This window comes from Streptomyces sp. NPDC002520 (genome assembly GCF_053595235.1).
On record NZ_JBSFXG010000012.1, the window covers coordinates 175,533 to 199,588 of the forward strand.

Annotated in this window: 20 protein-coding genes; 8 read left to right on the forward strand and 12 right to left on the reverse strand. The window is 69.8% G+C overall.

Features of this window, described 5'->3' with window-relative positions; genetic code table 11:
- The first annotated feature begins 34 nt into the window (after positions 1-34).
- On the forward strand, positions 35-2,317 hold the full coding sequence (locus ACWD5D_RS19330; RefSeq protein WP_451373911.1) for an FtsX-like permease family protein: 2,283 nt from the start codon (positions 35-37) through the stop codon (positions 2,315-2,317).
- A gap of 52 nt (positions 2,318-2,369) precedes the next feature.
- Here the strand turns inward: ACWD5D_RS19330 and ACWD5D_RS19335 are convergent, their stop codons facing one another.
- Positions 2,370-4,187: an APC family permease gene (locus ACWD5D_RS19335; protein ID WP_451373912.1), complete on the reverse strand. Its 1,818-nt coding sequence runs from the start codon at positions 4,185-4,187 to the stop codon at positions 2,370-2,372.
- Positions 4,188-4,227: 40 nt separating this feature from the next.
- On the reverse strand, positions 4,228-4,881 hold the full coding sequence (locus ACWD5D_RS19340; protein WP_451373913.1) for a potassium-transporting ATPase subunit KdpA: 654 nt from the start codon (positions 4,879-4,881) through the stop codon (positions 4,228-4,230).
- Between the two features lie 15 nt (positions 4,882-4,896).
- On the opposite strand from ACWD5D_RS19340, the gene ACWD5D_RS19345 reads away from it, so the two are divergent.
- Together ACWD5D_RS19345 and ACWD5D_RS19350 are read left to right on the forward strand one after the other, a co-directional pair.
- Positions 4,897-5,313 (forward strand): hypothetical protein, encoded by a 417-nt coding sequence (locus tag ACWD5D_RS19345; RefSeq protein ID WP_451373914.1) that lies wholly within the window; start codon positions 4,897-4,899, stop codon positions 5,311-5,313.
- 269 nt (positions 5,314-5,582) lie between these two features.
- Complete coding sequence (locus ACWD5D_RS19350; RefSeq protein WP_451373915.1) at positions 5,583-6,584, forward strand: zinc-dependent alcohol dehydrogenase family protein; 1,002 nt, start codon at positions 5,583-5,585, stop codon at positions 6,582-6,584.
- Positions 6,585-6,671: 87 nt separating this feature from the next.
- Here the strand turns inward: ACWD5D_RS19350 and ACWD5D_RS19355 are convergent, their stop codons facing one another.
- The 4 genes from ACWD5D_RS19355 to ACWD5D_RS19370 form a co-directional block, all read right to left on the reverse strand.
- Complete coding sequence (locus tag ACWD5D_RS19355) at positions 6,672-7,184, reverse strand: NUDIX hydrolase (RefSeq protein ID WP_451373916.1); 513 nt, start codon at positions 7,182-7,184, stop codon at positions 6,672-6,674.
- Entirely contained in the window at positions 7,177-7,521 is a 345-nt protein-coding gene (locus ACWD5D_RS19360; RefSeq protein ID WP_451373917.1) for a MazG-like family protein, read from the reverse strand. The genes ACWD5D_RS19355 and ACWD5D_RS19360 overlap by 8 nt, the downstream gene beginning before the upstream one ends.
- Positions 7,518-7,697 carry a hypothetical protein gene (locus ACWD5D_RS19365; protein WP_451373918.1) on the reverse strand — a complete coding sequence of 60 codons (180 nt, stop codon included), beginning with the start codon at positions 7,695-7,697 and terminating at the stop codon, positions 7,518-7,520. Before ACWD5D_RS19365 ends, ACWD5D_RS19360 begins: the two co-directional genes overlap by 4 nt.
- 207 nt (positions 7,698-7,904) lie before the next feature.
- A complete protein-coding gene (locus tag ACWD5D_RS19370; RefSeq protein WP_451373919.1) occupies positions 7,905-8,840 on the reverse strand; it encodes an AraC family transcriptional regulator in 936 nt (311 codons plus the stop codon).
- Positions 8,841-8,927: 87 nt separating this feature from the next.
- Here ACWD5D_RS19370 and ACWD5D_RS19375 point away from each other — a divergent pair, with 87 nt between their 5' ends.
- The gene (locus ACWD5D_RS19375; RefSeq protein WP_451373920.1) at positions 8,928-9,854 is read left to right on the forward strand and encodes an NADP-dependent oxidoreductase; all 927 of its coding nucleotides are present in this window, start codon (positions 8,928-8,930) and stop codon (positions 9,852-9,854) included.
- Positions 9,855-10,404: 550 nt separating this feature from the next.
- Here the strand turns inward: ACWD5D_RS19375 and ACWD5D_RS19380 are convergent.
- Positions 10,405-11,763: a DUF6801 domain-containing protein gene (locus tag ACWD5D_RS19380; protein WP_451373921.1), complete on the reverse strand. Its 1,359-nt coding sequence runs from the start codon at positions 11,761-11,763 to the stop codon at positions 10,405-10,407.
- A 417-nt stretch (positions 11,764-12,180) separates the two neighbouring features.
- On the opposite strand from ACWD5D_RS19380, the gene ACWD5D_RS19385 reads away from it, so the two are divergent.
- Both ACWD5D_RS19385 and ACWD5D_RS19390 read left to right on the forward strand, forming a co-directional pair.
- Positions 12,181-12,642, forward strand: coding sequence for a hypothetical protein (locus ACWD5D_RS19385; protein WP_451373922.1), 462 nt, complete (start codon positions 12,181-12,183; stop codon positions 12,640-12,642).
- Positions 12,629-14,896 carry an NACHT domain-containing protein gene (locus ACWD5D_RS19390; protein WP_451373923.1) on the forward strand — a complete coding sequence of 756 codons (2,268 nt, stop codon included), beginning with the start codon at positions 12,629-12,631 and terminating at the stop codon, positions 14,894-14,896. Before ACWD5D_RS19385 ends, ACWD5D_RS19390 begins: the two co-directional genes overlap by 14 nt.
- Before the next feature lie 176 nt (positions 14,897-15,072).
- Here ACWD5D_RS19390 and ACWD5D_RS19395 read toward each other — a convergent pair whose 3' ends face one another.
- On the reverse strand, positions 15,073-15,255 hold the full coding sequence (locus tag ACWD5D_RS19395) for a hypothetical protein (RefSeq protein WP_451373924.1): 183 nt from the start codon (positions 15,253-15,255) through the stop codon (positions 15,073-15,075).
- Between the two features lie 313 nt (positions 15,256-15,568).
- On the opposite strand from ACWD5D_RS19395, the gene ACWD5D_RS19400 reads away from it, so the two are divergent.
- Complete coding sequence (locus ACWD5D_RS19400; RefSeq protein ID WP_451373925.1) at positions 15,569-15,790, forward strand: hypothetical protein; 222 nt, start codon at positions 15,569-15,571, stop codon at positions 15,788-15,790.
- Between the two features lie 527 nt (positions 15,791-16,317).
- Here the strand turns inward: ACWD5D_RS19400 and atzF are convergent.
- From atzF to ACWD5D_RS19420, 4 genes are read right to left on the reverse strand one after another with little or no spacing between them, the layout of a single operon-like run.
- Positions 16,318-17,994 carry an allophanate hydrolase gene (gene atzF / locus ACWD5D_RS19405; RefSeq protein ID WP_451373926.1) on the reverse strand — a complete coding sequence of 559 codons (1,677 nt, stop codon included), beginning with the start codon at positions 17,992-17,994 and terminating at the stop codon, positions 16,318-16,320.
- Positions 17,991-21,578, reverse strand: coding sequence for an urea carboxylase (gene uca / locus ACWD5D_RS19410; RefSeq protein WP_451373927.1), 3,588 nt, complete (start codon positions 21,576-21,578; stop codon positions 17,991-17,993). The genes atzF and uca overlap by 4 nt, the downstream gene beginning before the upstream one ends.
- A 6-nt stretch (positions 21,579-21,584) precedes the next feature.
- Positions 21,585-22,271: an urea amidolyase associated protein UAAP2 gene (locus ACWD5D_RS19415; protein WP_451373928.1), complete on the reverse strand. Its 687-nt coding sequence runs from the start codon at positions 22,269-22,271 to the stop codon at positions 21,585-21,587.
- Positions 22,268-23,029, reverse strand: a complete 762-nt coding sequence (locus tag ACWD5D_RS19420; protein ID WP_451373929.1) for an urea amidolyase associated protein UAAP1 — start codon at positions 23,027-23,029, stop codon at positions 22,268-22,270. Before ACWD5D_RS19420 ends, ACWD5D_RS19415 begins: the two co-directional genes overlap by 4 nt.
- 273 nt (positions 23,030-23,302) lie before the next feature.
- Between ACWD5D_RS19420 and ACWD5D_RS19425 the strand changes: the two genes are divergently transcribed.
- On the forward strand, positions 23,303-23,989 hold the full coding sequence (locus ACWD5D_RS19425) for a TetR/AcrR family transcriptional regulator (RefSeq protein ID WP_451373930.1): 687 nt from the start codon (positions 23,303-23,305) through the stop codon (positions 23,987-23,989).
- The last annotated feature ends 67 nt before the right edge of the window (positions 23,990-24,056 follow it).

Below are 24,056 nucleotides of genomic sequence, written 5' to 3' on the forward strand. Positions count from 1 at the left end.
CTCCACCGACCCCGTCCCCACCCGAGGCGAATCCGTGCGTGCCACCTTGCGCTGGGCGCATTCCGACCTGCGTACCCACCGCGGCGAGGCGTTGTTCCTCACCCTCGCCGCCGCCGGCATCGTCGCCTCGCTCCTGCTGGCCGCCGCCCTCTTCGGCTACGCCACGAACCCCTGGCAACGCACCTTCACCCAGGCACGCGGTGCCCACGTGTGGATCCACACCCTCGCTTCGGCCGACGCCGGCCGCCTGACCCGGCTGGACGGGGTGCAGGCCGTCGCCGGCCCCTACCCGACGCAGGCCGCCACCGTCGCCTCCCGGGGCATGCGTGCCTCCGTGGAACTGCGCGGCACCGCGCGCCTGCCGTCCGTGGGCCGGCCGTTGCTCACCGCCGGCCAGTGGCTCGACGCGGCACAGCCGGACGGCGTGGTTCTGGAGAGCGGGCTCGCCCGAGCCTTGCTGGCCGAGCCCGGAGACACGCTCACGCTGCCGGGGACGAAGCGCACTCTGACCGTCGAGGGCATCGCCGACAGCGCCGAACCCCCTTACAGCCCGGGCGAACAGCCCGGACTGATCTGGGTCCTGCCGTCGGCTCTGCGCGCCCCGGGCGGCCAGGTCACCGGACTGCGGCTCGACGACTCCGGCGACACCGACTACGCGGTACAACGCGCCGTGACCCTGCTGGGCGCGGGCACGGTCGGCGAGGTCTCCACCTGGCAGCAGGCGCGGGCCGAGGCGCAGGGCGAGAACCGGCTGCTGGGCCAGGTCCTCGGCCTGTTCGGGCTCGGCGCCCTCGCCGCCGCCGGACTCGCCGTCCACGGGGCGATCAGCACCCGCATCCGTGGTCATCTCCGCGACATCTCCATCCTCAAGGCCATCGGCTTCACACCCGCCGAGGTCGTACGGATCTTCCTGCTCCAGCACCTCGCGTACGCCGTGCTCGGCGCGATCACCGCCACCGTGCTCACCGAGAGCCTCGGCCGCCGTATACCCGGCAGGCTCGGCGACGCCGTCAGCGTCTGGCAAGGGCTGCCCGCGCACACGGTGACCACCGCTACGGTGGCCACCTGCACCGTGGCCTTCATCGGTCTCACCACGGGACTGGCCGCCTGGCGGGCCGGGCGTGTCCCTCCCGTCCCCCTCCCCCGCCCGGCAGCTCCCGCGGGCAAGGGCCTGAGCCTTCTCGCCCGGCAGGCACTGGGCCTGCGGCTGCCGGCCGCGCTGGTCCTGGGCTGCCACAAGGCACTGGCGGGGCGTGGCCGGCCGCTCACCACTCTCGCCCGCCTCACCCTCCCCCTCGCGCTGATCGTGGTGGCCCTCGGCGCGTGGACCACCATCGACCAGCTCCACCGCAACCCACAGCAAGCAGGGCTGCCCGCCGCACTCACCGTCCGGCCGGACGGCACCCTCACCGACCAGAAGGTACGGGCCCTGCTCGCGGCCGACCCCGGTATCGCGCGGGCCTACCCGGGTGTCGAAGTCGCCGCCCTCGTACCGGGTCAGACCGCGACCATCGCCCTGCGCGGCCTCGGCACCCGCACCCAGCCCTACCCCTACGCGCTCGCCGAGGGCAGGCCCGCCCACGGACCGGACGAGGCCGTAGCCGGCCAGGGCCTGCTCGATCTGCTGCATGTGCGTGTGGGTGACTGGGTGCGGATGACCGTGGGCGAGCAACCTCAGATCCTGCACATCGTCGGCCGCAGCATCGAACCGCAGAACGCCGGCCGGGTCGTCACCACCTCGCTGGACACCCTGCGCGCCAACGACCCCCGGCTGTCCCCCGCCTTCTACCAGCTGCGCCTCACCTCGCACACCACCCCACAGCACGTCGCCACCCGCCTCGCCAAGGCAAGCCACGGGCATCTGGACAGCCACCCCATCACCAACCCCGCCGACGGTCTGTCACCCCTGCGCGGAGTCATCGCCGCGCTGATCGCCGTACTCGCCCTCATCGGCCTCGTCGAACTCCTCACCACCATCAGCGGGACCGTCCGCGAGACCGAGCACGACGTACTCGCCCTCCGGGCGATGGGCATGTCCACCCGCCAGATCACCGCCACGATGGTCACCACGACGACCACCACGGTCCTCCTGGCCACCATCGCCGCCACCGCCCTGGGACTGCCGCTGGCCCACCAGCTCATCAACGCACAGGGCAACTCCAGCGGCATCGGCGCCGGCATCGCCCACTCGCCCTCAGCACCACTGCTCCTCGCCACTGGCGCAGCCGCCGTCCTGGGAGCCGCCGCCCTGGCCGTACCGCCCGCTGCCAGAGCAGCACGAAAACGAGTCTCCGACACCCTCGGCGCGGCAGCCTGAGGACTCAGTCCGGGCAATCCGGCGGGCTGTTGCGCCGCGGCGACGCGATCCATCACAACCGAAGCCGGTACGGCAGCAAGCACACCACCACGTCCGTGCGCGCTCTCAGGACGGTGGCCAGCAGCAGTCCGCGCTGGTTCTGGAGAATCTCGTAGCGGCGGTGCCTGGGCTCGACCTCGGGGATGAGGACGGCGATCTGGCGTCCGTCCTGGGCGGCGCGCTCGACGTAGTCGACGATCGGCTGGACCAGGGAGCGGTGCGGGCTGTCGATGACATCGAGCCGGACGCCCGGGTTCCAGCGGCTCCAGGCTTCCTCCAGGGCCCGCGTCCTGTCCGGGTCGGCCTGGACGGTGACCGCGACCACCTCGTCGCCCAGGGCGAGCCCCGCGCTGATCGCGTGCCGGGCGAGTTTGCTGACCTCGCCGAGCGGGACGATGACCAGGCTCGCCGTGCGGCGGTCGGGCGGTGCGGGCACGCGACCCAGCTCCAGTTCCCTGCCGACCTCCGTGTAGTAGCGCTGGATGCGGGCGAACAGCAGCATCATCAGCGGCACGGCGATCACCACGACCCAGGCGCCCTCCATGAACTTCGTCAGCAGCAGGACCAGTGCGGCCAGGGTGGTGAGCACCGCGCCCGTGCCGTTGATCACCGCGTGGCGCCTCCAGCCGGCCGGCTTCTGGGTGGCCCAGTGCCGCACGAGGCCGATCTGGCTGATGGTGAAGCCGATGAACACCCCGATCGCGAAGAGCGGGATCAGGCGGTGGGTGTCGGCGTTCGTGGCGAGAAGAAGGAGCGCGGCCAGCATGGCGAGAGCCACCACGCCGTAGCGGTAGACGGGCCGCTCGGCGCGCAGGCCGAACAGATGGGGCAGGCGGTGGTCGCGGGCCAGCAGGCTCATCAGGACCGGCAGGCCGCCGAAGCTGGTGTTGGCCGCGAGGAGCAGTACGAGGGTGACGATCAGGTTGGTGGCGTAGTAGGCCCAGCCGTCGCCGTAGGCGCCCGCGATGAGCTGCGCCAGGATCGTGACGTTCCCGCGTGGGGCCACGTGGTCGCGACGGATCAGCACGGCCAGGCCGACGAGCATCAGCCCCAGCAGCGCGCCGAGCATGAACTCGGTGCGCTGGGCACGCCTGGCCCGGGGAGCACGGAAGGTCGGCACGGCGTTGGCGATGGCCTCCACACCGGTCAGGGCGGAGCAGCCGGACGAGAACGCCTTGAGAATCAGCAGCAGGCCCAGCGCCTCGTGTGCGGGAAAATGCTGCGCGGTACCGACGACGGCTGCCGGGTGCGCGCGGAACAGCCGGACGACGATGACGCCGACGATCGCCACGATGAACAGGACGGTCGGCAGCATCAGCACCCGGGCGCTGTCGGTGATGCCCCGCAGGTTCACCACCGTCAGCAGGGCCAGGCCCGCCAGGCACACCAGCAGCTTGTCGTGTGCGAGAGCCGGGAAGGCGGAGGCGAGCGCGTCCGCGCCGGCCGTGAGGCTGACGGCGACGGTCAGGACGTAGTCGACGACCAGACTGGCCGCGGCCAGCAGGCTGGACATGCCGCCCAGGTCCGCCTTGGCCACGGCATAGGCGCCTCCGCCGTCCGGGTGCACGGCGATGACCTGGGCGTACGACACCACCAGCGCCGCGAGCAGGAAGACGATCGCCAGGGTGATGGGCAGCGTGGCGGTGAGGGCGCCGGTTCCCGCCACGACCAGCGCCAGCACGATCGCCTCGGGGCCGTACGCCACCGAGCTGAGCGCGTCCAGCGACAGCGCGGCCAGTCCTTCCAGGCTGGTCAGGTGGTGTTTCGCCCCTTCCCCGGGAAGGAGGGGGACCTTGGGGCTCAGCTCTCGACGTGACAGGCCATACGCCATCGGAACCTCACCGGGGCCGCTCGGACGGTCCCCAACAGAGTCATGCGTGCGGAGGTCGGGCGCATCCGATGCTGGCCCGGGCGGGTCGGCCGACGAGGGAGGGAGGGAGGGAGGGAGGCAGGGAGGGCCGGCCCGGGAGCCTTACTGCAGCCCCTCCGCCGGCGGGCCCAGGGACAGGGTTGCCGAGCCGGTCGGTGTCGCGGCGCGCCAGGCCCCGCACGAGGGCGAGCGCGGCACAGATGCCGACGGCCGCGGAGGCGAACGCCTGGACGCCGAGGCCGGCCATCACCGCGAGGTGGCCGGTGGTGGATTCACCCGCGTAGTACTGCCAACTGGTGTTGGTGGTGAAGCTGACCGCCGTGTGCAGGGCGAGCCGCCACGGCATGCCCGCGTGGCCGGTCGACCAGGGCAGCTTGCCCTGGAGGGTGAGGAGGGCGAAGAGCGCGCCGATGCCCGCCACGGTGAAGGCGAGCAGCGCGAACAGGTAGTGCCGCCAGTCCTGTTCGGCGTCCGGGCGCGGGATAGGGCCGGCGCCCGAAGGTGCCTCGCGCGAGGAACGGTGAAGGCATGCATTACCTCCGACGTAATCGACCGTCCGGAGCCTGCCGGGCAGGGTGGTCCCTACCGAGGTTCGGGCCGGCGCACTCCGGCCCGGACCCCGGGCAGCCCATTCCCGCAGGACCTCGACACCCACGGAGGCCGATCCGTCATGTCCGTCTCTCAGCACGCCGCCCTGGCCCGCACCTCCCAGCCGCAGACCATGCTGCGCCGCTTCCTCGCCCTCGACGCCGTCACCACCACGGCCAACGGACTCGCCTACCTCACCGCTTCCGGGCCGCTCGGCCGGTTCCTCGGCATGGACCAGGGGCTGCTGCTGGGGCTCGGTGTCTTCCTCACGCTCTACGGTGCCGGCGTCGGACTCCTCGCCGCCCGCAAGAGTCCGCCGATACTGCCGGTCCGTGCCGTCATCGAGGCGAACCTGGCCTGGGCCGCGGTCAGCCTGATCGCGCTCGTCGCCTTGCTGTCGCCGACGGCGGCGGGCGCGGTGTGGATCCCGCTGCAGGCCGTCACGGTCGGCGGGTTCGCGGCCCTGCAGTATGCGGCGCTGCGCGCGACGCGGACCTGACTCGGACACCGTGGCGGCACAATTCCTCCGGGACCTGGCAATCGGCAATCGGCTGCTCAGCCGACATGCGCTTCACCGCTGCGCGAGTTATCGTCGCTGAGCGGGGAAGCTGCCGATAGACATTCGCCCTGGCAGGGCGGCTCCGGCGAAATCACTCGCCGCTCCGCGGCACCGCGCATCACGAGTGCACAGGTCAGCAGCATCACTCCTGCGGGTGATGGTCAACTCGCCACTTGTACATGTGACCCGACAGGTGCAGGAGTCCGAGAATGAAAGCTATCCGATTCGCCCATCATGGAGAGCCGAGCGACGTTCTTACCGTAGAAGACGTGCCCCTTCCTGAGCCCGGAGAGGGCCAGGTGAGGGTCCGCATGGTGGAGACGCCGGTAAACCCCTCCGATCTCCTGTACGTGCGGGGATGCTATGCGGGCGTCGAAGCGCATTTTCCGGCGTCGGCCGGATTTGAAGGCGTTGGCGTGATAGAAACCCTCGGGCCAGGAGTGAAGGAAGTATCCGAAGGGCAGCGGGTATCAGTCGTCAATGGTCCAGGGGGTAACTGGGCTGAATACGCTGTCGTCCCTGCCGGCGATCTGTTCCTCGCGCCCGACGAAATCCCCGATGACCAGGTGGCCTCCTTCGTCATCAACCCGGCCTCCGCCATCCTGATGGTCCGCCACGTGCTGGCCGTCCCCCGAGGGGAATGGCTACTCCAGTCCGCGGCCGGGTCCGAACTGGGACGCATGGTGATCCGGCTGGCCAAACGGGACGGCATCCGCACCGTCAACGTCGTCCGCAGGCGGGAATCGGCAGAAGAGCTGGAACGTCTTGGTGCCGATGTCGTCATCGTATCCAGCGACGGGCCCATCGACGAACAAGTACGCAGACTCGTCGCCCCCGAAGGTGTCAAGTACGCCATCGATCCCGTCGTAGGAGAAACCGGCACCCAGATCTTCAAGTCACTCCACGAAGACGGAAGAATGCTGGTGTACGGCTCCCTCACAGGCGAGCCGATCCAAATCGGGGATGATCCACGTTTCATCCTGGCTGGCCGCAGAATCCTGGAAGTCTACTGGCTGGGGTACTGGCTTCCGAGGCTCAGTGATGCGCAACGGAGGCAGTTGGATCAGGACATCATAGATCTCATGCACGAGGGGATCGTAGAAACGTCTCCCGGACGGAAATACTCGCTCGACGACATCCAGGAGGCTGTCACCCAGGCCGAGCAGAAAGGCAGGCATGGAAAGGTATTCCTGGTCCCCGGGCATAATTAGCCCGGACGGTCGCCTTTCTGGGCTTCGCGCGGCGTCGGCCACGAGAAGCCCCACCGTTGCCGGGACATGACCGTCTGCTCCGCATGATCAGACGTCCTGGTGTCCGGCATGCAGAGGCCGGCCCTCGTGCAGGTACACGGGTTCGCCGGACAGTGCCGCCGCGTGGAGGGCGGTCAGGGTCCCGTGGTGTGCGGCGAGGGGAAGGCTGCCGAGTTCCGTGGGGTGGACGAAGGCGTGCCGGTCGTGCTCGGGGCTGAGCCTGACGGGATGGCCGGGGGCGAGGATGCCGCCATTGAAGAAGTAGTCGATCACGGGGCCGGTGCCACCGACGTCGACCCGGAAGTCGACGCCGATGAGGGGCAGTTCGCCCTGCAGGGCGATGCCGGTCTCCTCCAGTACTTCCCGGACGCCGGCGTGGTGCGGGGCCTCGTAGTGGTCGAGCATGCCACCGGGCATCCACCAGCGGCCGCTTCCGGGCTGGCTGGGGCCGTAGCGCACCAGGAGGATCCGGTCGTCGGGGTCGAGGATCATCACGCACGCGCCGACGATCACGGACGGGAGGGTGCGCACCCATTGCGCGCGCGGCAGCACGTCAGCCATCGGCCTGCTCCTTGCCCAGGAAGGCGGACGCTTTGAGGGCGAGCTGGGCCGCGAAGTAGGCGGCGGCGTCGGGCCGCATCCTGGCCAGTGCGACGAGGGAGGTGATCGCGGTGTCGGCGACTTCGGCGTGGACGTCGTCCCACGTATGCGAGTGGCCTTTCCTGGGGTTCGTGCCGCGCGCGCCGATGACGGCCTGGGCGGCTTCGCCGAACTCCTCCCCGATCTTGAGGACTTGAAGGGTGTATCCCTCTTCGGCTGGAAGACCGAGCGCTGCGTGGTTGGCGTTGAAGTGGTCGGCGAGGGCGCTGATGGTCGGCCAGGTGTCCGGGTGGCTCATGCGGGTTCTCCCTGGTGGAGGTAGGCGGTGGTGCCGGTGGCGCGGGCGTGCTGGAGGGCGTTCAGGCGTGTGAGGCGTGAGGGGTTCAGATGTGCCGCCCACTCGGTGAAGGCGCGCAGGCGCCACTCGTCGTGTTCGGCCGGGTCGAGGCGGATCCGGTCGAGCTGGGTGGCCAAAGACGGCTCCTTCCTGGTGTGGGGACGCATCAGGATTCCGGATGGGGCGCGGCCGGACCGGTAGAACGCAGGGCGATCACCCGAACGTGCGGACGGTGGGGCGAACTGGCTACGCCTGGTGCCGGGATGGCACCTCTTCCGAGACGGGAGATGGCGTGGGGACGGCAGGAGTGGCGGCATCTCCAACAACGCAGATGCCTGTACGGTTCAGCTCCCCCGCCGGTATGCGCCGGGGGCCAGTCCGTGCGTGCGCTTGAACGCGTTGGCGAAGGCGAACTCGGAGGTGTAGCCCACCTGGGCGGCGATGGACCGCAGGGGCGCTTCCGTCGCCCGTAGGAGGCGGGCTGCCGTGGTCATCCGCCACCATGTCAGGTAGCCGAGGGGCGGTTGACCGATCAGTGCGGAGAAGCGCCGGGTGAACGCTGCCCGGGAGAGGCTTGCTTCCGCGGCGAGCTTCGCCACGGTCCAGGGTGCGGCCGGGTCCCGGTGGACGGCGTGGAGGGCGGCGGTGACCGCCGGGTCGTTGAGCGCTGCGGCCCAGCCGGTGGTGCTGCGGCGGGTGGGCTGTTCGGCAAGCCAGATGCGCAGGATGTACATCAGGAGCGTGTCCAGGAGCGCGGGGACGGTAGCGCCGGTACCCAGGCGCGGATTGCCCACTTCGACGGCCAGGAGTTGCACTGCGGCGTGCAGTTCGGGGTGGCGGCTCGGGTCGGTCGGCAGGTGGATCAGGTCCGGCAGGGTCAGCAGCAAGGGGTGGGTTCGGGACCGTTCGAGCTGGTAGGCGCCGCAGAGCACCACGGTGACCGGACCGCCCTGGCCGAGCCGGTCGACGCTGTCCGACGCATAGGACTCGGACAGCTCGGGGTCGTCGGGGGTACAGGCAGGGGCTGTCACCGCAGATGCTGGGTGGTCGGCCAGCGTGTGCCCGCTGCCGTGCGGCAGGAACAGCAGGTCGCCCGCACCCATTCGGAGCGGCGCCGTGTGTGGGGTCAGGAGCCAACAGGTGCCTTCGAGGATCACCTGGAAGCCTGCTGACCCCGGTACGGAGGCGAACTGCTGTCGCCACGGGGCATGCCGTCGCACGTACGCCGACCGGGGCCGGCCGGTCCGCGCCACGCTGATCACATCGCTGAGCACATCCATGGAGCGAGCCTATGCATGAGACGTTCACGTATGAATACAGCACTATGACGCATGGATCGTCTCGATTGATGACCGTAGGTTCGCGGCATGAAGATGAAGACCGCGCGTATCCATGCGTTCGGCGACGCGTCCGTGATCCGCTATGACGACGTTCACCGGCCTCGACCCGCCTTGGGTGAAGTGCTCGTCCGCGTTGCGGCGACTTCGTTCAATCCCACCGAGGCCGCGCTGCGCGCCGGGCTACTGCAGGCGTTCCTGCCCGTGGATCTCCCCTACACACTGGGCTGGGACGTCGCCGGCACGGTTGCCGAGATCGGCCCGGGGACCGAGGGGTTTGCCGTCGGTGACCGGGTCGTGGGGCGGCTGGAGGGTGCGGCGGCTGCCGAGTACGTTTCGGCGCCGGGTGCACTGCTTGTTCCGGCGCCGGCCACCGTTCCTCTCACGCACGCTGCGGCCCTTCCCGTGGCCGGCTTGACAGCCTGGCAGGCGGTGTTCGAGCACGGGAAGGTGGCCGTGGGCCAGCGGGTGCTGGTCAACGGTGCGGGGGGAGGGGTCGGCGGGTTCGTGACACAGCTCGCCAAGAATGCCGGGGCCGAGGTGATCGCCACGGCCAGCGCCCGCAGCACCCTGGCGGTCCGAAGGCACGGAGCGGACCACGTGATCGACTACACCGCCGTGCCGGTCGCAGCCGCGCTCGACCGCCCAGTGGACACACTGCTCAATCTCATTCCGCTGAGCCTGCACGATGCTGCGGCGCTGGCATCTGTGGTACGGCCGGGCGGGCGGATCGTCTCGATCGCGACCCCGGTCGAGCCATCTGCCGAAACCGGGGTGACGGCGATGCACATGGTCGCCCGCAACGATGTGGCACATCTGGCGGCGCTCGTCGAACTCGTCGACACGGGGAAGGTCACCCTCGACATCAGCGCATCACACCCGCTGGCCGACGTCACGGACGTTCACCGCCTCAGTGAAGCCGGCCGAATCCGCGGCAAGGTCGTCATCATCCCCTGATACTCACGGCCGCGCCCTGTTACCGGCTCCCGCACCCACAACTCGGTGGGTACGTTCACGTGCACGCGGCTGAGCACTTTGGCGAGTAGGCCGACAGTAGACCTCACCCGTCCGCTTGATCGCCGCTCACAGCGCGACTACTGACATCCACGGCTGACATCAACGAGGCCGGACAGCGGCATACAGCAGCACCCCTGGGCGACAGCCGGAACAGCCGTCGACAGCCCCAGAGGCAGGCGTAGACCGAACTCCCGAAGCGGGTGTCGCAGGTTCGAATCCTGCCGGGGGGACAACGCGTTAACGCTGAGGTGGTAAGCATGCCAAGCAGTTCAGTCATCTGGGGTGCGAACCCCCGGAACTCAGCGAGGGCTGGTCCGACTTGGTAGGGGAGCCCGGACTGCGCTTTGGCGATCGCGCTGGAGAGCGCCTCCTCGCTCAGGACACGGCCCGAGGCCGGGTAAGTCAAGAGGCCGAACCCGCCCGCATTAACATGGCGAGGACGTCGGGGTTTGACCTCTTGAGCCTTCGGCGCCCGGACCGTGCTCGTTGACTACGCCTGGCCGGCGTAGCCGGTGTCGTGCTCCTCGTGGATCGCGGCGTCGACATCCTCGCCCCGCGACACATCCGGGAGTTGGCTGTTCGAGTCGGCGTCACCACACGCGCGCAGGCCGACGGCCCGATGGTCGGCCCGGTTCAGCATGTGACGTCCCAGCAGGAGATTCCGGCCCTCCGTAACGCGCCTGTCCACACCGGCACGCGATGTCTTCCTACCGCCGCGCTCAGGCTGGGGAGCAGCTGTATTCACCTTCAGGTGATCGACGTCGAGCCCTCCGTCCCCGACGCCTGCGGTGATCAGGCCCTGCTTCGGGTCGAGGGGCCGTTGATCCGCTCCGTCGTCACTGGTGCGACGGTGGTTCTTCCGTCGCGTGCCAAGGTAGAAGGCGGCGGCGCATGCGAGGAGTACGCCCACGGCCAGCAGGATGAGAATCCTGGTCTTGTGGCCGGTGGCCAAGGGCTTCTCGGCGGTCGCAGGCTCGGCCGAACTCGGCTTTGCCGAGGCTGAGTTCGGCTCAGTGGTGGCGCTGGATGGCTTGGAACCCGGGTTGTTGGGCGTGGTCGCGGCAGGGTTCGTTGTGGGCCTGGCGTCGTTGGTCGTTGCCGGATCTGGAACGGCAGCGGCCACGGGTCCGCTCGTCCGATGCGTGTGGCGAGCGCCCGAAGATCCGGTCTTCCGGCTCGGAGCGGCAGGGACGACGGCTCCGGTTGTGTGCTTCGGAGTGGCAGAGGGCACCGAACTCGCTGTCGTGATGTCGAAGGACGTCACGACGTTGCTTTGCCCGGTGTTGAGGGTGCACTGCGCGTCGGCTTGGAGCCACATGGTGCCCGCCGCGTTCCTCGCGAGGAGGTGAAGGGTGAGGCCGCCCGTTGTGACGGTCGCCTTGCCCGGGTGATTGAACGTGGGCGTGGTCACGCTGGCGGTTGCCCTGACATTGAAGGGACCGGACGCCGGTGCGGTGGTCTTGGTCATGCGGAACGGGACCGGCATGTCCAACTGCTGGTCGGGCGCGGCCACATGGGCCGATGCGTCCACCGTGCCCTCGATGGTTGACATGCCGTTGTTGGCCATCCACTGCGTGACACTCGCGTTCACCTTCGCCACCGCGTTGACGGCGATGGTCCTGCCGGGTTGGCCGACCACGATCGTGTCCGGGAGGGGCGCGGTGACCTCCGCCGTGAAGGAGTGGTCGCCGACCGCGTACGACGTGCATGTGTAGCCGAACGTTCGCGAAAGCTGTTGCGCGGCAGCCGTTCCGGACCCGATAGCGCCCACCGTCATGCTTGCCGCTGTCAATGCCGTTGCGGCGCCAAGGATGATCTTTAACCCTGGCCTGCCGCACCTGATGCTCATGATTTACCTCCGACCGTTGCTCAGGTGTGCCATTACTGAACGACTCTGATTTTCCCGAGAGTCGACATGCTGCTCAGATCACGTGCCCGGTACCAGATCGGCGGCGCCCGGACGATTTCGGCCAGCAAGTCTGTGCCGTCAACCGTAGGACGCGGCACGAGTGGCCTCAGTTCCTCCTTGAAGGATTTTCGCGCCTGACTGTACGCCAGGGACTCGTGTTTAGGTTTATCGATCTTCAAGGTACGGAGCACGTCCCGGGCGAGCGCGATATCGCGCCATGGGGAGGTATTACTGGCTGAATCTGTTGAGCGCGGGAGCTGCCGTGACGTTACCCTCGGAGTTGACCGCCTTGTGCCAGAAGGGGATTGCCCCTCCGTGCAGGAAAAACTGTGCTTCTGATGAAGGGGATGGGTCCTGTTGGTTGATGTCGACACCCTACTCGGCCAGATCGTGCCCGCTGTTGAAGCGGCGGTGGGTGCGTACGGTGTCAGCGTGCTGACCCGGGCCGAGGACGAAGCGGCCCAAGAGACAGTGCGGCTGGGGCAGCGACTGCTCGCTCGCATCCTGCACCGCGGCACCAACACCGAGTCGGTTGAAGCCGCCGTCACCGACCTTGCGGAGATGAGGGAGGACCGGGACGCACTGTCCGCCTTGCGCCTGCAGATCAAGAAGGCCATGGGGGACGACCCACAGTTCGCCGCGGAGTTGTCGGCGATGCTGCCGGAGCGCCCAGCCGTGCAAGCCACCGGCCCGCGCGCGGTGGCGGTCGGCGGGAGCAACTCGGGGATCATCTCCACCGGTGATGGCGCGAGGATCATCTCTGACGGTGTGCGTGGCACCGGGTTTGCGGGAGACGGCTCCGGTCGTGCCCACGTCTGACCAACCGGGCGCCCGATCAGTCTCGATCGGGCAGAACAACTCGGGCACTGTGATTACCGGCGACGGAAACACGGTCGTCGTGCACACTGGCGGAAAGGTCTCCGCCGAGCTTGCGCTGGCCGAACAGGCCAATGAGCTTGCGTTCGAGGTCCTGTCACGCGTGCGGGATGAGGTGGAGCGGCTGCGGTTGCTGGATTGGGTCTCGCTGCCTGTGCATTGGCGGCGGACATCGTTCGGGAGAGCGCCCATCGGCGGAGAGGACACCCGCAATGCCCCGAGCGGGGTAGCGGGTGGCCCCCTGCCGAGCCTGGCCGGCCCACTGGCCGAGATCATGGCGGAGTCCCGCTGGCTGATGGTGTTGGGACGGGAAGGTTCAGGGAAGAGTGTCCTGGCCCTGCATTTTGCGCTGAGCCGTTTGGAAGCGCGCTGTCAGGACCGCAAAGGGCCGGTTCCGGTGGTCTTCAGTCTCGGATCATGGAACCCTGACTCCGATTCGTTGCAAAGATGGATGATTGGCCAGTTGGAGCGGGATCAGCCCTTTCTCGCCGAGGCCGGCCCCAGAGGGGATACATGGGCCACGGCACTGGTAAAAGCGGGCTACGTGCTGCCGATTCTGGACGGGTTCGACGAGATCGTTGTCGATCTGCACAAAGATGCCTTGAATGAACTCAACAGCAGTAGCCGGCAGCTGGTGGTGACCAGTCGTCGGGAAGCGATCGAAACTGTCATGAAGGTCAGCGAGGACAAGGTCGTACCCTCCGCCGCCGCCATTGAACTGGTCGACCTCAGCTTGGACGAGGCCGTTGAATACCTGCAAAAGGTCACCGGTACATCCCCTGCCGACGGTACGGGCGTCACCGACAAACAAGGGTGGCCCTACGTCCTGGACGAGTTGAAACGTCGTTCGCCCACCCAGGCCAGGGCCAATCTTGCCTCCGCGCTGACCACCCCCTTGATGGCCACACTTGCCCGGTTCGCCTACGAGTCCGATGACCCGTCGGACCTGCTGAATACCAAAAAATTCGATACCCAGGACGCCCTTGAGAAGCACCTACTGGACTTCTTCATCCACACCGCCTACAAGCGCAATCTCGACAACAAGCCCGCAGAAGGGGTAGGAGGAGAGGAAGACCGGCGCCGGGTGGAAATACGCGCCCGGCACTGGCTCGGCTACCTTGCCGTACATCTGACACATCGCGGTATACCCGACATCGAGTGGTGGCAGCTGGGCACTTCCATGAAGCTGCGCTGGGCAATGCTGCAGGTCGGCGTCACGGTCGGAATCGGCTCCGGCCTTGTGGCCGGACTCGTTTACGGTGCGGAAGACTGGCTCTACTACGGACCCACGTCCGGGCTCATGGTGGCAGGTCTCACCGGCCCCGCGAACGGGGCCGCGATGGGGCTTGCCTTCGGGCTCATGCATGGGTTCGTCACGAAGATGAAGGCCGGCAGACCGAAGTTCGAACCGTCGCGCATGGAACTCAGTCTTGATAGCTGGTCGGGGACAGCACTGCGGAAGAACTTCCGCCCGAGAGTCATGGGCGGGCTCGCCGGTGGCCTCCTGTTCGGGCTCCTGTGGGCACTCGGAAGCGCGGCCTTCAATGCCCTCCTGGGCTCCCCCTGGCCCGTGATCGGACGGCTTGCGGGAGTGCTGCTTGCGGCAGGGATCGGCCTGGGGCTCGTGCTGGGCCTCGTCGCCGCTCTCGGAGCCGGGTTCGAGAAGGTCATCAGGAGAGAGCAACGCGTCGTCCCGTCGCTCCTGTTTGACGCGAGTCGCGCCACGGTGCGCAAGCAGCTCATCACTGTCGGGCTGGTGATCTGGGTCGTGTACGGGACCATGTTCGGGCTCTTGTCGAACAGCGCCTTCGCCGGATTCGGGGCCGGACTGGTGGCCGGATCCATGGTCGCTCTAGGGATCGGCACCATGACTGCCTGGGGGCGTTGGGTGGTCCTGGCCCGGATCTGGCTTCGCCTGGCGGGGCGGTTGCCGAGGGACCTGAACGCGTTCCTGCAGGACGCCCACGAACGAGGCGTTCTGCGCCGCCACGGCGCGGTGTACCAATTCCGCCACGCACGGCTCAAAGAGCACCTGGCCTTGAACTTTCATGAGGCGAACTGCCGGCATGCTGATCAGAAGGTCGGAGAGTGCCGTTGCGGTTTTGTGCGGCCGGGCGCGGACGCACGAGGCAACGGGGCTCCCCGTGGAAAGGAGATCGACCACGGCGAGGGGACAGCCCTTAAAGTCACCCCATGACTGAGGAAGTGCACGTGGCCGACGGCGTTGCGCACGGTTCCGTCGATCAGCGTGCCGGGCGGATGGCAGACAGTACGCTGAATCCAGCGTGATGGCCCGCAGCACAGTGTCCGCGTTCCGGATTCGGTGGAGGGCGCTGATTCTCCGAAGGCTGCGTCCATGGCCCTTTTCCGTCTTCAGTCTGATCTGGTCAGATGAAGGGTGAGGACGCCCTGGACGAGGTCGGTGATCCGGGTGGTCGTGCGCCGGGGCAGCAGCCGGAGGGGGACCGAGAAGACCATCTCGGCCGAACTGGTACTCAGGGCAAGGCTGCCGTCAGAAAGACGTATGCCCAGGTCAGCGGTGATGTGGCCGCCCAAGCGCCGTCGCTACCCAGGCTGAGGGCCAGGAAGCTGCGGCCGGCCCGGGTCGGCCGTCGCGGCTTCCTCTGGTCGTCGGCACGAGCCGGTAGCGTGACCGGGGGTGCCATCGTGGCTGACTGTCATCGGCTGAGGTGCGTGCCGCGACCGGGCGGATACAGGGGTCAGCCACGGTCAGTGAAGGGGGACCTACGGTCCAGTTTCGCCTCACCGGGTCTCGAAACACCAGGTCAGTGGCATGAACCGGTTGTCCCCGGCCGGACATGTGTCGACGGCCACAGCGAACGGGATACACGTAGGCCCATACTGAACCATGACAAAGCCTGCTGCGCCGAGGCGCCATCTGCCCACCAGCCCCTTCAAGGCCCCGGTCGCACCGGTTCCCAAGCACTTCGCCGTGGGCGACCAGGTCACACACGACGTGTACGGGCTCGGCCGAGTAATCGGCATCGAGGACGGAGTCGCGGCGCTCGTGGATTTCGGCTCGGCGCAAATGCGGATCCTGAGCCCGTACGGCAAGATGACCAAGCTGTAGGACCGCTGTGCCCGGTCACGGCACGCCAGGCCCCTTCGGGGACCTGTAACGAAAGAGAGTCCTCCCATCGATCTGACGTCGCTGTTCTCCGCCCCGGAAGGGCAACCCCGCTGCTCCACAGCCGCGTCGCCGCCTCCGGCGACCAATCCCTTCCAGGCCCCTGACTTCGGGGCAGACGAGACCTTCTCGCTCGAGGACGCGCAGGAGCCCGCCTCGGACATACGTGCGGCGCGCCCCGGGCACGCTTAGCTCCACCTCCACGAATGACGGTGGCGGCGGCAACTGGCCGCCGGCCGTCCGGCAGTGCCCCAGGACCGGAACCCGCGCTCCGCACAAACCGCTGCCGCCCCTCCACGCCCCCGGCCGGTTCCAGGAGAGCGCGGAGGACAGCCTGCGCCACAGCGCGGTGGAGCAGGACCTGAGGGTGCTACTGACCCCGTACGAGTACCGGGGATTGTTCATGACCCCGCAACAACCCTGGCTGTGGCAGGCCGGGGTTCGGGGCCGATGCGGATCAGAGCAGCGGGTCAGCGGGGCGCGTCCTCGGCGCGTGCGAGGGTGGACAGGTACGCGCGCCAGCCACCGTACGAGGTGATCTCCCGCGCGCCCTCGATGGCCTGGGGCTCGCAGAGGAAGCCGGGCACGGAGGTTCCGTCCGCGAGTTCGACGCTTCCGAGCGCCATCGGGCGGGGCAGCGCCGCGAGGAGGGCGCCCAGTCCCTCGGCGGGCAGTTGCCACACCTCGGCCTCGATCGGGCCCCCGCCTTCGCCGACCCGGACCAGACCCGGCTTCGGAGGCTGGGTGTCCAGCGCGTACAGCCGGTAGGCGGGCGCGGTCGTGGTCGTACGCACCAGCCGCCCGCCCACGGCGAGCAGTTCTCCGTTCAGGGGCTGCCCGGACAGGTGGGCGCCGATCACCGCGAGCCGCAGGGGCGGGGCGGTGAGGAGCCCGGCGATGCGTACGAGCCGCTCGTCCGTGAAGGCCTGGCCGATCAGCATGACGCCGAACGGCAGCCCGTCCACTTCGCCCGCGGGTACGGACACGGCCGCCAGGTCGAAGAGGTTGGTCGAGTTGGTGAAGCGGCCGAGCCGCGCGTTGGCGCCCAGCGGGTCGGCCGTGACCTCGGCGATGGTCGGGTGGCCCGGTGTCGTCGGCAGCAGCAGTGCGTCCGCGTCGCCCAGGGAGGCCATGGCCCGGGCACGGAGCGACGCCAGCCTCTCCTGGTCGGCGTACAGCTGGTGAGCCGGGATGGTCGCGGCTCGGGAGATGATTCCCGCCACCGTCGGGTCGAGGTCCGGCGAGCCCGTGTGCGCGTCGATGAAGGCGCCGACGGCGGTGTAGCGTTCGGCGACGAACGCGCCCTCGTACAGCATCGCCGCCGCTTCGGTGAACGGCGTGAGGTCGACGGGCAGGAGGTCGGCGCCCGCGTCAGCGAGCCGCTCGACCGCCGTCTCGAACGCCTCGGCCCAGCCCGGGTCCAGCTCGCCGAGCTGCCCGCGTTCCGGAACGGCGATCCGCCACGGGCCGGGGCGGCGTGGGGCCCGCGCCGGCAGGGCGCGCCCGGACGGTGCGGCCATGAGGGACAGCGCCCGCTCGGCATCGGGGAGCGTACGGGCGAACACCGTCACGCAGTCGAGCGACGCGCAGGCCGGGACGACGCCTTCGGTCGGGACCAGCCCGATGGTCGGCTTGAGGCCGACGATGCCGTTGAAGGCCGCCGGGACCCGGCCCGATCCCGCGGTGTCCGTGCCGAGCGCGATGTCGGCGATGCCGAGCGCGACAGCGACCGCCGAACCGGACGAGGAACCGCCGGACACGCGCTCCGGGTCGACGGCGCCCCGGACCGCCCCGTAGGGGCTCCGGGTGCCGACCAGGCCGGTCGCGAACTGGTCGAGGTTCGTGGTGCCGAGGACCACGGCGCCCGCCGCCTTCAGGCGGGCCACGGCCGGGGCATCGGCGTCCGGCTCGTACGCGTAGGCGGGGCAGCCGGCGGTGGTCGGGAGCCCGGCCACGTCGATGTTGCCCTTGACCGCGAGCACTGTCCCGGCGAGCGGCAGCCGCACGCCGGCGGCGACTTTCGCGTCGACCGCGGCGGCATCCGCCTCCGTCTCGGCCTGCGGGCGCAGGCCGATCCACACCTCGGGCCGGTCCACCTGCGCGATGCGCGCGTAGGCGGCCCTTACACGTTCCACCGCGGTGGTCATGCGGCTGCCTCCACGGCGTCGACGGGAGCGAGGACGACGAGCGCGGTGCCGGCCTCGACCTGGTTGCCCGGCCTGGTCAGGATCTTCGCGACGACGCCGTCGGCGGGGGCCGGGACCCGCGACTCCATTTTCATCGCTTCGAGTGCGAGGAGCTGTTGCCCGGCCGACACGCGGTCGCCGACCTCGACGTTGACCTGCCAGATGGAGGCGGTGAACTCTGCCTCGACCAGGTGACCGCCCTCCGGGACCTGGACGTCGCCGGCCGGCGGGGCGGCCTGGGCCACCACCTCGGCTCGTGCGAACTCGCCCGCCGCCTCCCAGGCGTCGCGCTCCGCGCCGAACGCGGCGCCCTGCCCGGCCCGGAACCGGTCGATCGACTCGGCGTTCGCGGCGAGGAACCTGCGGTACTCGGCGAGGGAGAAGGAACCCTCCTCGATCCTCGGGACGAACCGGCCGGACGTGATGTCCGCACGCAGTTCGAGGAGTTCGTCCGCCTCGACCGGGTACCACCTGATCCGGTCGAAGAAGCGCAGCAGCCAGGGCCTGCCCGGCTCGAAGGCGCCGCGCTGCTGCCAGCCCGACCACACCTGTGTGGTGCGCCCGACGAACTGGTAGCCGCCGGGTCCCTCCATGCCGTAGACGCACAGGTACGCACCGCCGATGCCGACCGAGTTCTCCGCGGTCCAGGTGCGGGCCGGGTTGTACTTGGTCGTGACCAGCCGGTGCCGCGGGTCGAGCGGTGTGGCGACCGGCGCGCCCAGGTACACGTCTCCGAGTCCCATGACCAGGTATTCGGCGTCGAAGACTGTGCGGTACACGTCGTCGACCTTCTCCAGGCCGTTGACGCGGCGGATGAACTCGATGTTCCACGGGCACCAGGGGGCGTCGTCGCGCACGCCCGCCATGTAGCGGGCGATGGCCTCGCGGGTCGCCGGGTCGTCCCAGGACAGTGGCAGGTGCACGATCCGGCTGGGCACCACCAGCTCGTCGGTGGCGGGGAGTTCTTCCTCCACACGCAGTGCGATCTCGAGGAGCTCGTCCTGCGGCAGGACGTCGGGATCCGTCTTGACCTGGAGGGAGCGGATGCCCGGGGTCAGGTCGGCGATGCCGTCGAGCCGCTGCCCGGCCAGCGCCTCCGCGAGCGCGTGGATCCGCATGCGCAGCGCCAGGTCGAGGTGCATCGGTCCGTATTCGATGAGGAGGTTGTCGTCGCCGCTGCGACGGTACGTGACCGACGGGCGGGTCCCGGTCTCCTCCAGACGGGCGAGGATGCCGCCGTCCACGACGGTCTCGCGATCGGCGCGCGGGGCCACGGCCGGGTTCCGACGCAGCCCGGCGGCGGCCTCGGTGGTCACCGGGACGAAGCGGACCGTGTCACCGGGACGGAGCTGGCCCAGTTTCCAGCGCTGTCCGGTCACGATCGTCGCCGGGCAGACGAAGCCGCCGAGGGAGGGCCCGTCTGGGCCGAGGAGGACGGGCATGTCTCCGGTGTAGTCGACGGCGCCGACGGAGTACGGCGTGTCGTGGATGTTGGACGGGTGCAGGCCCGCCTCGCCGCCGTCCGTGCGCGCCCACCGCGGCTTGGGTCCGACGAGCCGTACTCCGGTGCGCGCCGAGTTGAAGTGCACCTTCCAGTCCGCGGCGTAGAAGTCGCGGATGTCGTCGTCGGTGAAGAACTCGGGCGCGGCGTGCGGGCCTTCGGCCGCGCCGATCAGCCAGGCGCCGCCGAACGCCGGGCGCCGGCCGAGGGGGACGACGGAGGTTTCCGTACGCCGCTCGCCGCCGTGCAGGACGTCGCCCGCGCGCAGGGCGCGGCCGCCGTGCCCGCCGAACCGGCCCAGGGTGAAGGTGGCCGCGCTGCCCAGGAACTCCGGTACGTCCAGGCCGCCCGCGACCAGTACATAGGTGCGCAGACCGTGCTCGTCGGGCGCCCCGACGGCGAGCGTCTGTCCGGCCTCGACGGTGACCGGCTCCCACTGCGGTACGGCGACGCCGTCGATCGTCACCGGTGCGGGAGCGCCGGTGACGCAGACTGTCGTCGGGTGGGTGAAGCGAAGGGTGGGGCCCTGGAGGGTGCACTCGAGGCCGGGCGCGCCTTCGGCGTTGCCGAGGGCGGTGTTGCCGAGCCTGAAGGACAGGTCGTCCATCGGCCCGCACGGGGGTACGCCGACCTGCCAGTGGCCGGTGCGTCCGGGCCAGTCCTGCACGGTGGTCAGGGTGCCCGGCGCGGCGACCTCGATGCGCGGCGTCGGGTCAGTGATCGCGGCGAGCGAGGCGGTGGAATGGGCGGCGGTGCGCACGTCGGTGTCCTGAAGCGCGGCGCGCAGCAGGCCGAGGTTGGTCTCGATGCCATCGAGGCGGGTCGCGGCTAGCGCCGCGTCCAGCCTGTCGAGCGCCTCGGCGCGGTCGGTGCCGTACGCGATGACCTTGGCGAGCATCGGGTCGTAGGAGGTGGTGACCTCGGTGCCGGTCTCCACCCAGGTGTCGACGCGGACGTCCTCGGGGAAGGCGACGCGGGTGAGCAGGCCCGCGCTGGGGCGGTGGCCGCGGGACGGGTCTTCGGCGTAGACGCGCGCCTCGACGGCGTGGCCCTTCGGCGCGGGGGGCACGGTGACGATCGCGGTGTCGCCCTGCGCGAGGCGCAGCATCCACTCCACGAGGTCGACGCCGTAGATCTCCTCGGTGACCGGGTGTTCGACCTGGAGGCGGGTGTTGACCTCGAGGAAGTAGGCCGTCTCGTGGTCGGCGTCGTACACGAACTCGACCGTGCCGGCGGAGCGGTAGTGCACGGACGCGCACAAGTCTCTTGCCGAGGTGGCCAGTTGTTCGCGAACGGCGTCCGGGAGTCCGGGCGCCGGGGCCTCCTCCAGGACCTTCTGGTTGCGGCGCTGCAGCGAGCAGTCGCGGTCGCCGAGGGTGACGACACGGCCCTCGCCGTCGCCGAAGACCTGTACCTCGACGTGGCGGGCACGCTCGACGAGCCGTTCCAGGAAGACGCCGGCCGAGGAGAAGGAGGCGGCGGCCACGCGCTGCACCCGCTCCCAGGCGTCGGTGAGGTCGGCGGCGCCGTGGCACGCCTGCATGCCGATGCCGCCGCCCCCGCCGGTAGCCTTGAGCATCACCGGGTAGCCGATCTCCTCGGCCGCCGCGAGGGCCGTCTCCACATCGGGCAGCAGCCCGGTGCCGGGGGCGAGCGGGACGCCCGCCGCGTGCGCGGCGCCGCGCGCGGTGTGCTTGGCGCCGAACAGCTCCAGCTGTTCGGGGGTGGGGCCGACGAAGACCAGGCCCGCGTCGGCGCAGCGGCGGGCGAAGCCGGCGTCCTCGGACAGGAAGCCGTAGCCGGGATGGACGGCGCCCGCGCCGGTGTCCTTGGCGGCCTTCAGTACCAGATCGGCGTCGAGGTAGGAGTCCTTGGCCGGCGCCGGCCCGAGCCGTACGGCCTCGTCGGCCAGCCGAACGTGCTCGGCCCCGCGGTCCGGGTCGGAGTAGACCGCGACGGTGCGCAGGCCGAGCCTGCGGGCGGTACGGATGATGCGCGACGCGATCTCGCCGCGATTGGCGACCAGCAGGGTGTCGAACGTCATGGGGGTTCAGCTCTCGTTCGGCTCGGCGATCGTCACCCGTACGGCGGTCGGGTCGAATCCGTTGCAGGGGTTGTTGATCTGCGGACAGTTGGACAGCAGCGCGATGACGTCGGTCTCGGCTCGCAGTACGACCTCAAGGCCCGGGGCCGAGATGCCGTCGACGATGCCGAGAGTGCCGTCCGTCTCGACCGGCACGTTCATGTACCAGTTGATGTTGGAGACCAGGTCGCGCTTGTCCAGGGCGTGCTTGCTGCCCTCGGCGAGGAAGTTCTCCACGCAGGCGTGCTGCGACCAGGTGTGGTGTCCGTAGCGGAGGGTGTTGGACTCCTTGGAGCAGGCGCCGCCGATGGTGTCGTGCCGCCCGCAGGTGTCCGCGACGACGGTCATCAGCGGGGTGTGCTCGTTGGACAGCAGCACCGAGCCGGTGGTCAGGAAGATGGTGCCCTGGGCCTGGATGGTGTCGGGAGCGCTGTAGCGCACGGAGGTGTCGCCGGCGTCGTAGACGAGGAAGTCGACGGCCTGGTTGCCGTGGAGGTCGGTGATGGTCAGCAGTTGGCCCTCGCGGACGACGCCGGACCAGGCGGCACGGGCGGGGACGACGCGGTCGAGGACGACGCGGCCCGCGCGGGCGGGGACGGTGGGGGCGGGGTCTACGCGGTCGGTTCCGTCGGTTCGGGCGGTCGTGGTGGTCATGCGATCCCCCTGGCGGTGAGGTACTCGACGGTGTTGAGGAAGGCGCGCCGGCCCTCGGGTGTGGCGTCCCACAGGGCGTCTGCGGGGGCGGTCGGCCTGGCGCGGTACGCGAGGACCTCCAGGTGCCCGCAGATGTACGCGGGGCGCGGGTCCAGCGGGTGCGGGACGTTGGCGAGCAGGACGGTGAGGGGTTGTTCGGCGCGCAGCGTGACGGACGCGCCGGCACCCGCGGAACCGGTGAACTCGGTGGTGCCGTCCCCGGCGATCCGTACCCCCTGGAAGAAGGAGACGGACGGCGGGATGTCCCGCGGGCCGAGGCCGTTCTTGAGGGCGGCGAGCTTGAACAGCTCACGCCCGGCCGGGGAGGAGGACTCAGGGGTCCCGTCACCGTACCGCTCGGTGTTGCGGGCGAGGGTGGAGGTGCCGGTGAGGGCGTCGTGCCGGCCGGAGGTGTCCTGGGTGACGGAGGCGAGGACCCGGCCCTGGTCGGACAGGAGCAGGTGTCCCGGGCCGAGGTAGGCGTTCCAGAGCACCTTGACGGTGTCGGCCGCGTTCAGCCGCTCCCAGGGGTGGTCGGCGCTGTACAGCAGGACGTGCGCGCACGCGTCGCCGGTGAGGTCGGTCAGCCGCAGCTCGGTACCGCGGGCGAGGACCTTGTGAGTGTAGTTGCCGCCCACCACGGTCTCGGCCCACACGAGATCCTCGGCATCGATGCCTTCTGGGGGCGTCGGCCAACCGCTCGCGGGAACTACGGGCATGGTGTCGGACTTCGCGCCCTCCTGGGCGCGTGCATGGTCGCGGGCACCATGGGCCGACGCTGTCACTGACGCAGTCGCTGGCGCTGTCGCCACGGCTTGACCTCCGGCTCGAGGGTTTTCTGTCGTACGACAGAAATTAGGGTCCGGGCGAGTCGGAGCCGTTGCCCGTGCGTTTCGCGGCGGTAACCGGGAACTCACGCCGGGAGTTCGGCTCGCGGGGATCTCGCGGGCCGGGTCTCCGCGGGTCTCGTGGGCCTGTGCGAGGATCACGGGGTGAGCCCGCCAACCACCCGAAGAGTCGGCCGCCCGCGCGCCCAGGAGCGTCCCGCCAGCGGGCTGGAGCCGCGCGAGGAGGTGCTGGCCGCCGCGGCCGAGCTGTTCACCACGCACGGCTACACCGCGACCTCCACCCGGGCGGTCGCGGAGCGGGCCGGGCTGCGCCAGGCGTCCCTGTACCACTACTTCGACGGCAAGGAGGCAATCCTGGCCGCCCTGCTCGAAGGGACCGTCCGCCCCTCACTGGAGGTCGCGCGCGAGCTGGTGGCCCGTACCGAGGCGGCCGCCGAGGCGCGGCTGTGGGCCCTGTGCCACTCCGACGTCATGCTGCTGTGCCGCGGTCCGCACAACCCGGGAGCCCTGTACCTGCTCCCCGAGGCGCAGACGGAGCGCTTCGCCGTCTTCCAGCAGGTCCGGTCCGAACTCAAGGCGGCCTACGGGGAGTTGCTGGCGGCTACGGAGCCGGGAGCGGTGTTCGGGGACGAGGAGCTCGCGGTCCGCACGGACCTCCTCTTCGGCCTGACCGAAGGCGTGATCCTCATCCGGCGCGCCGAGCCGGCCCGAGCCCCGCAGGCCCTCGCGGAGGCGACGGCCGACGCGGCGCTGCGGGTCGCGGGCGTGCCACAGCGCCGCCTGGCACGGCTGCGCCGCGAGGGGCGGCAACTCCTCGCGGCGCGGGGGTGACGACGGGTTCTCGGGGCGCGGACCGGCCCAACTCGTGCGACTCGGCTCAGGGCTCAGGGCTCAGGGC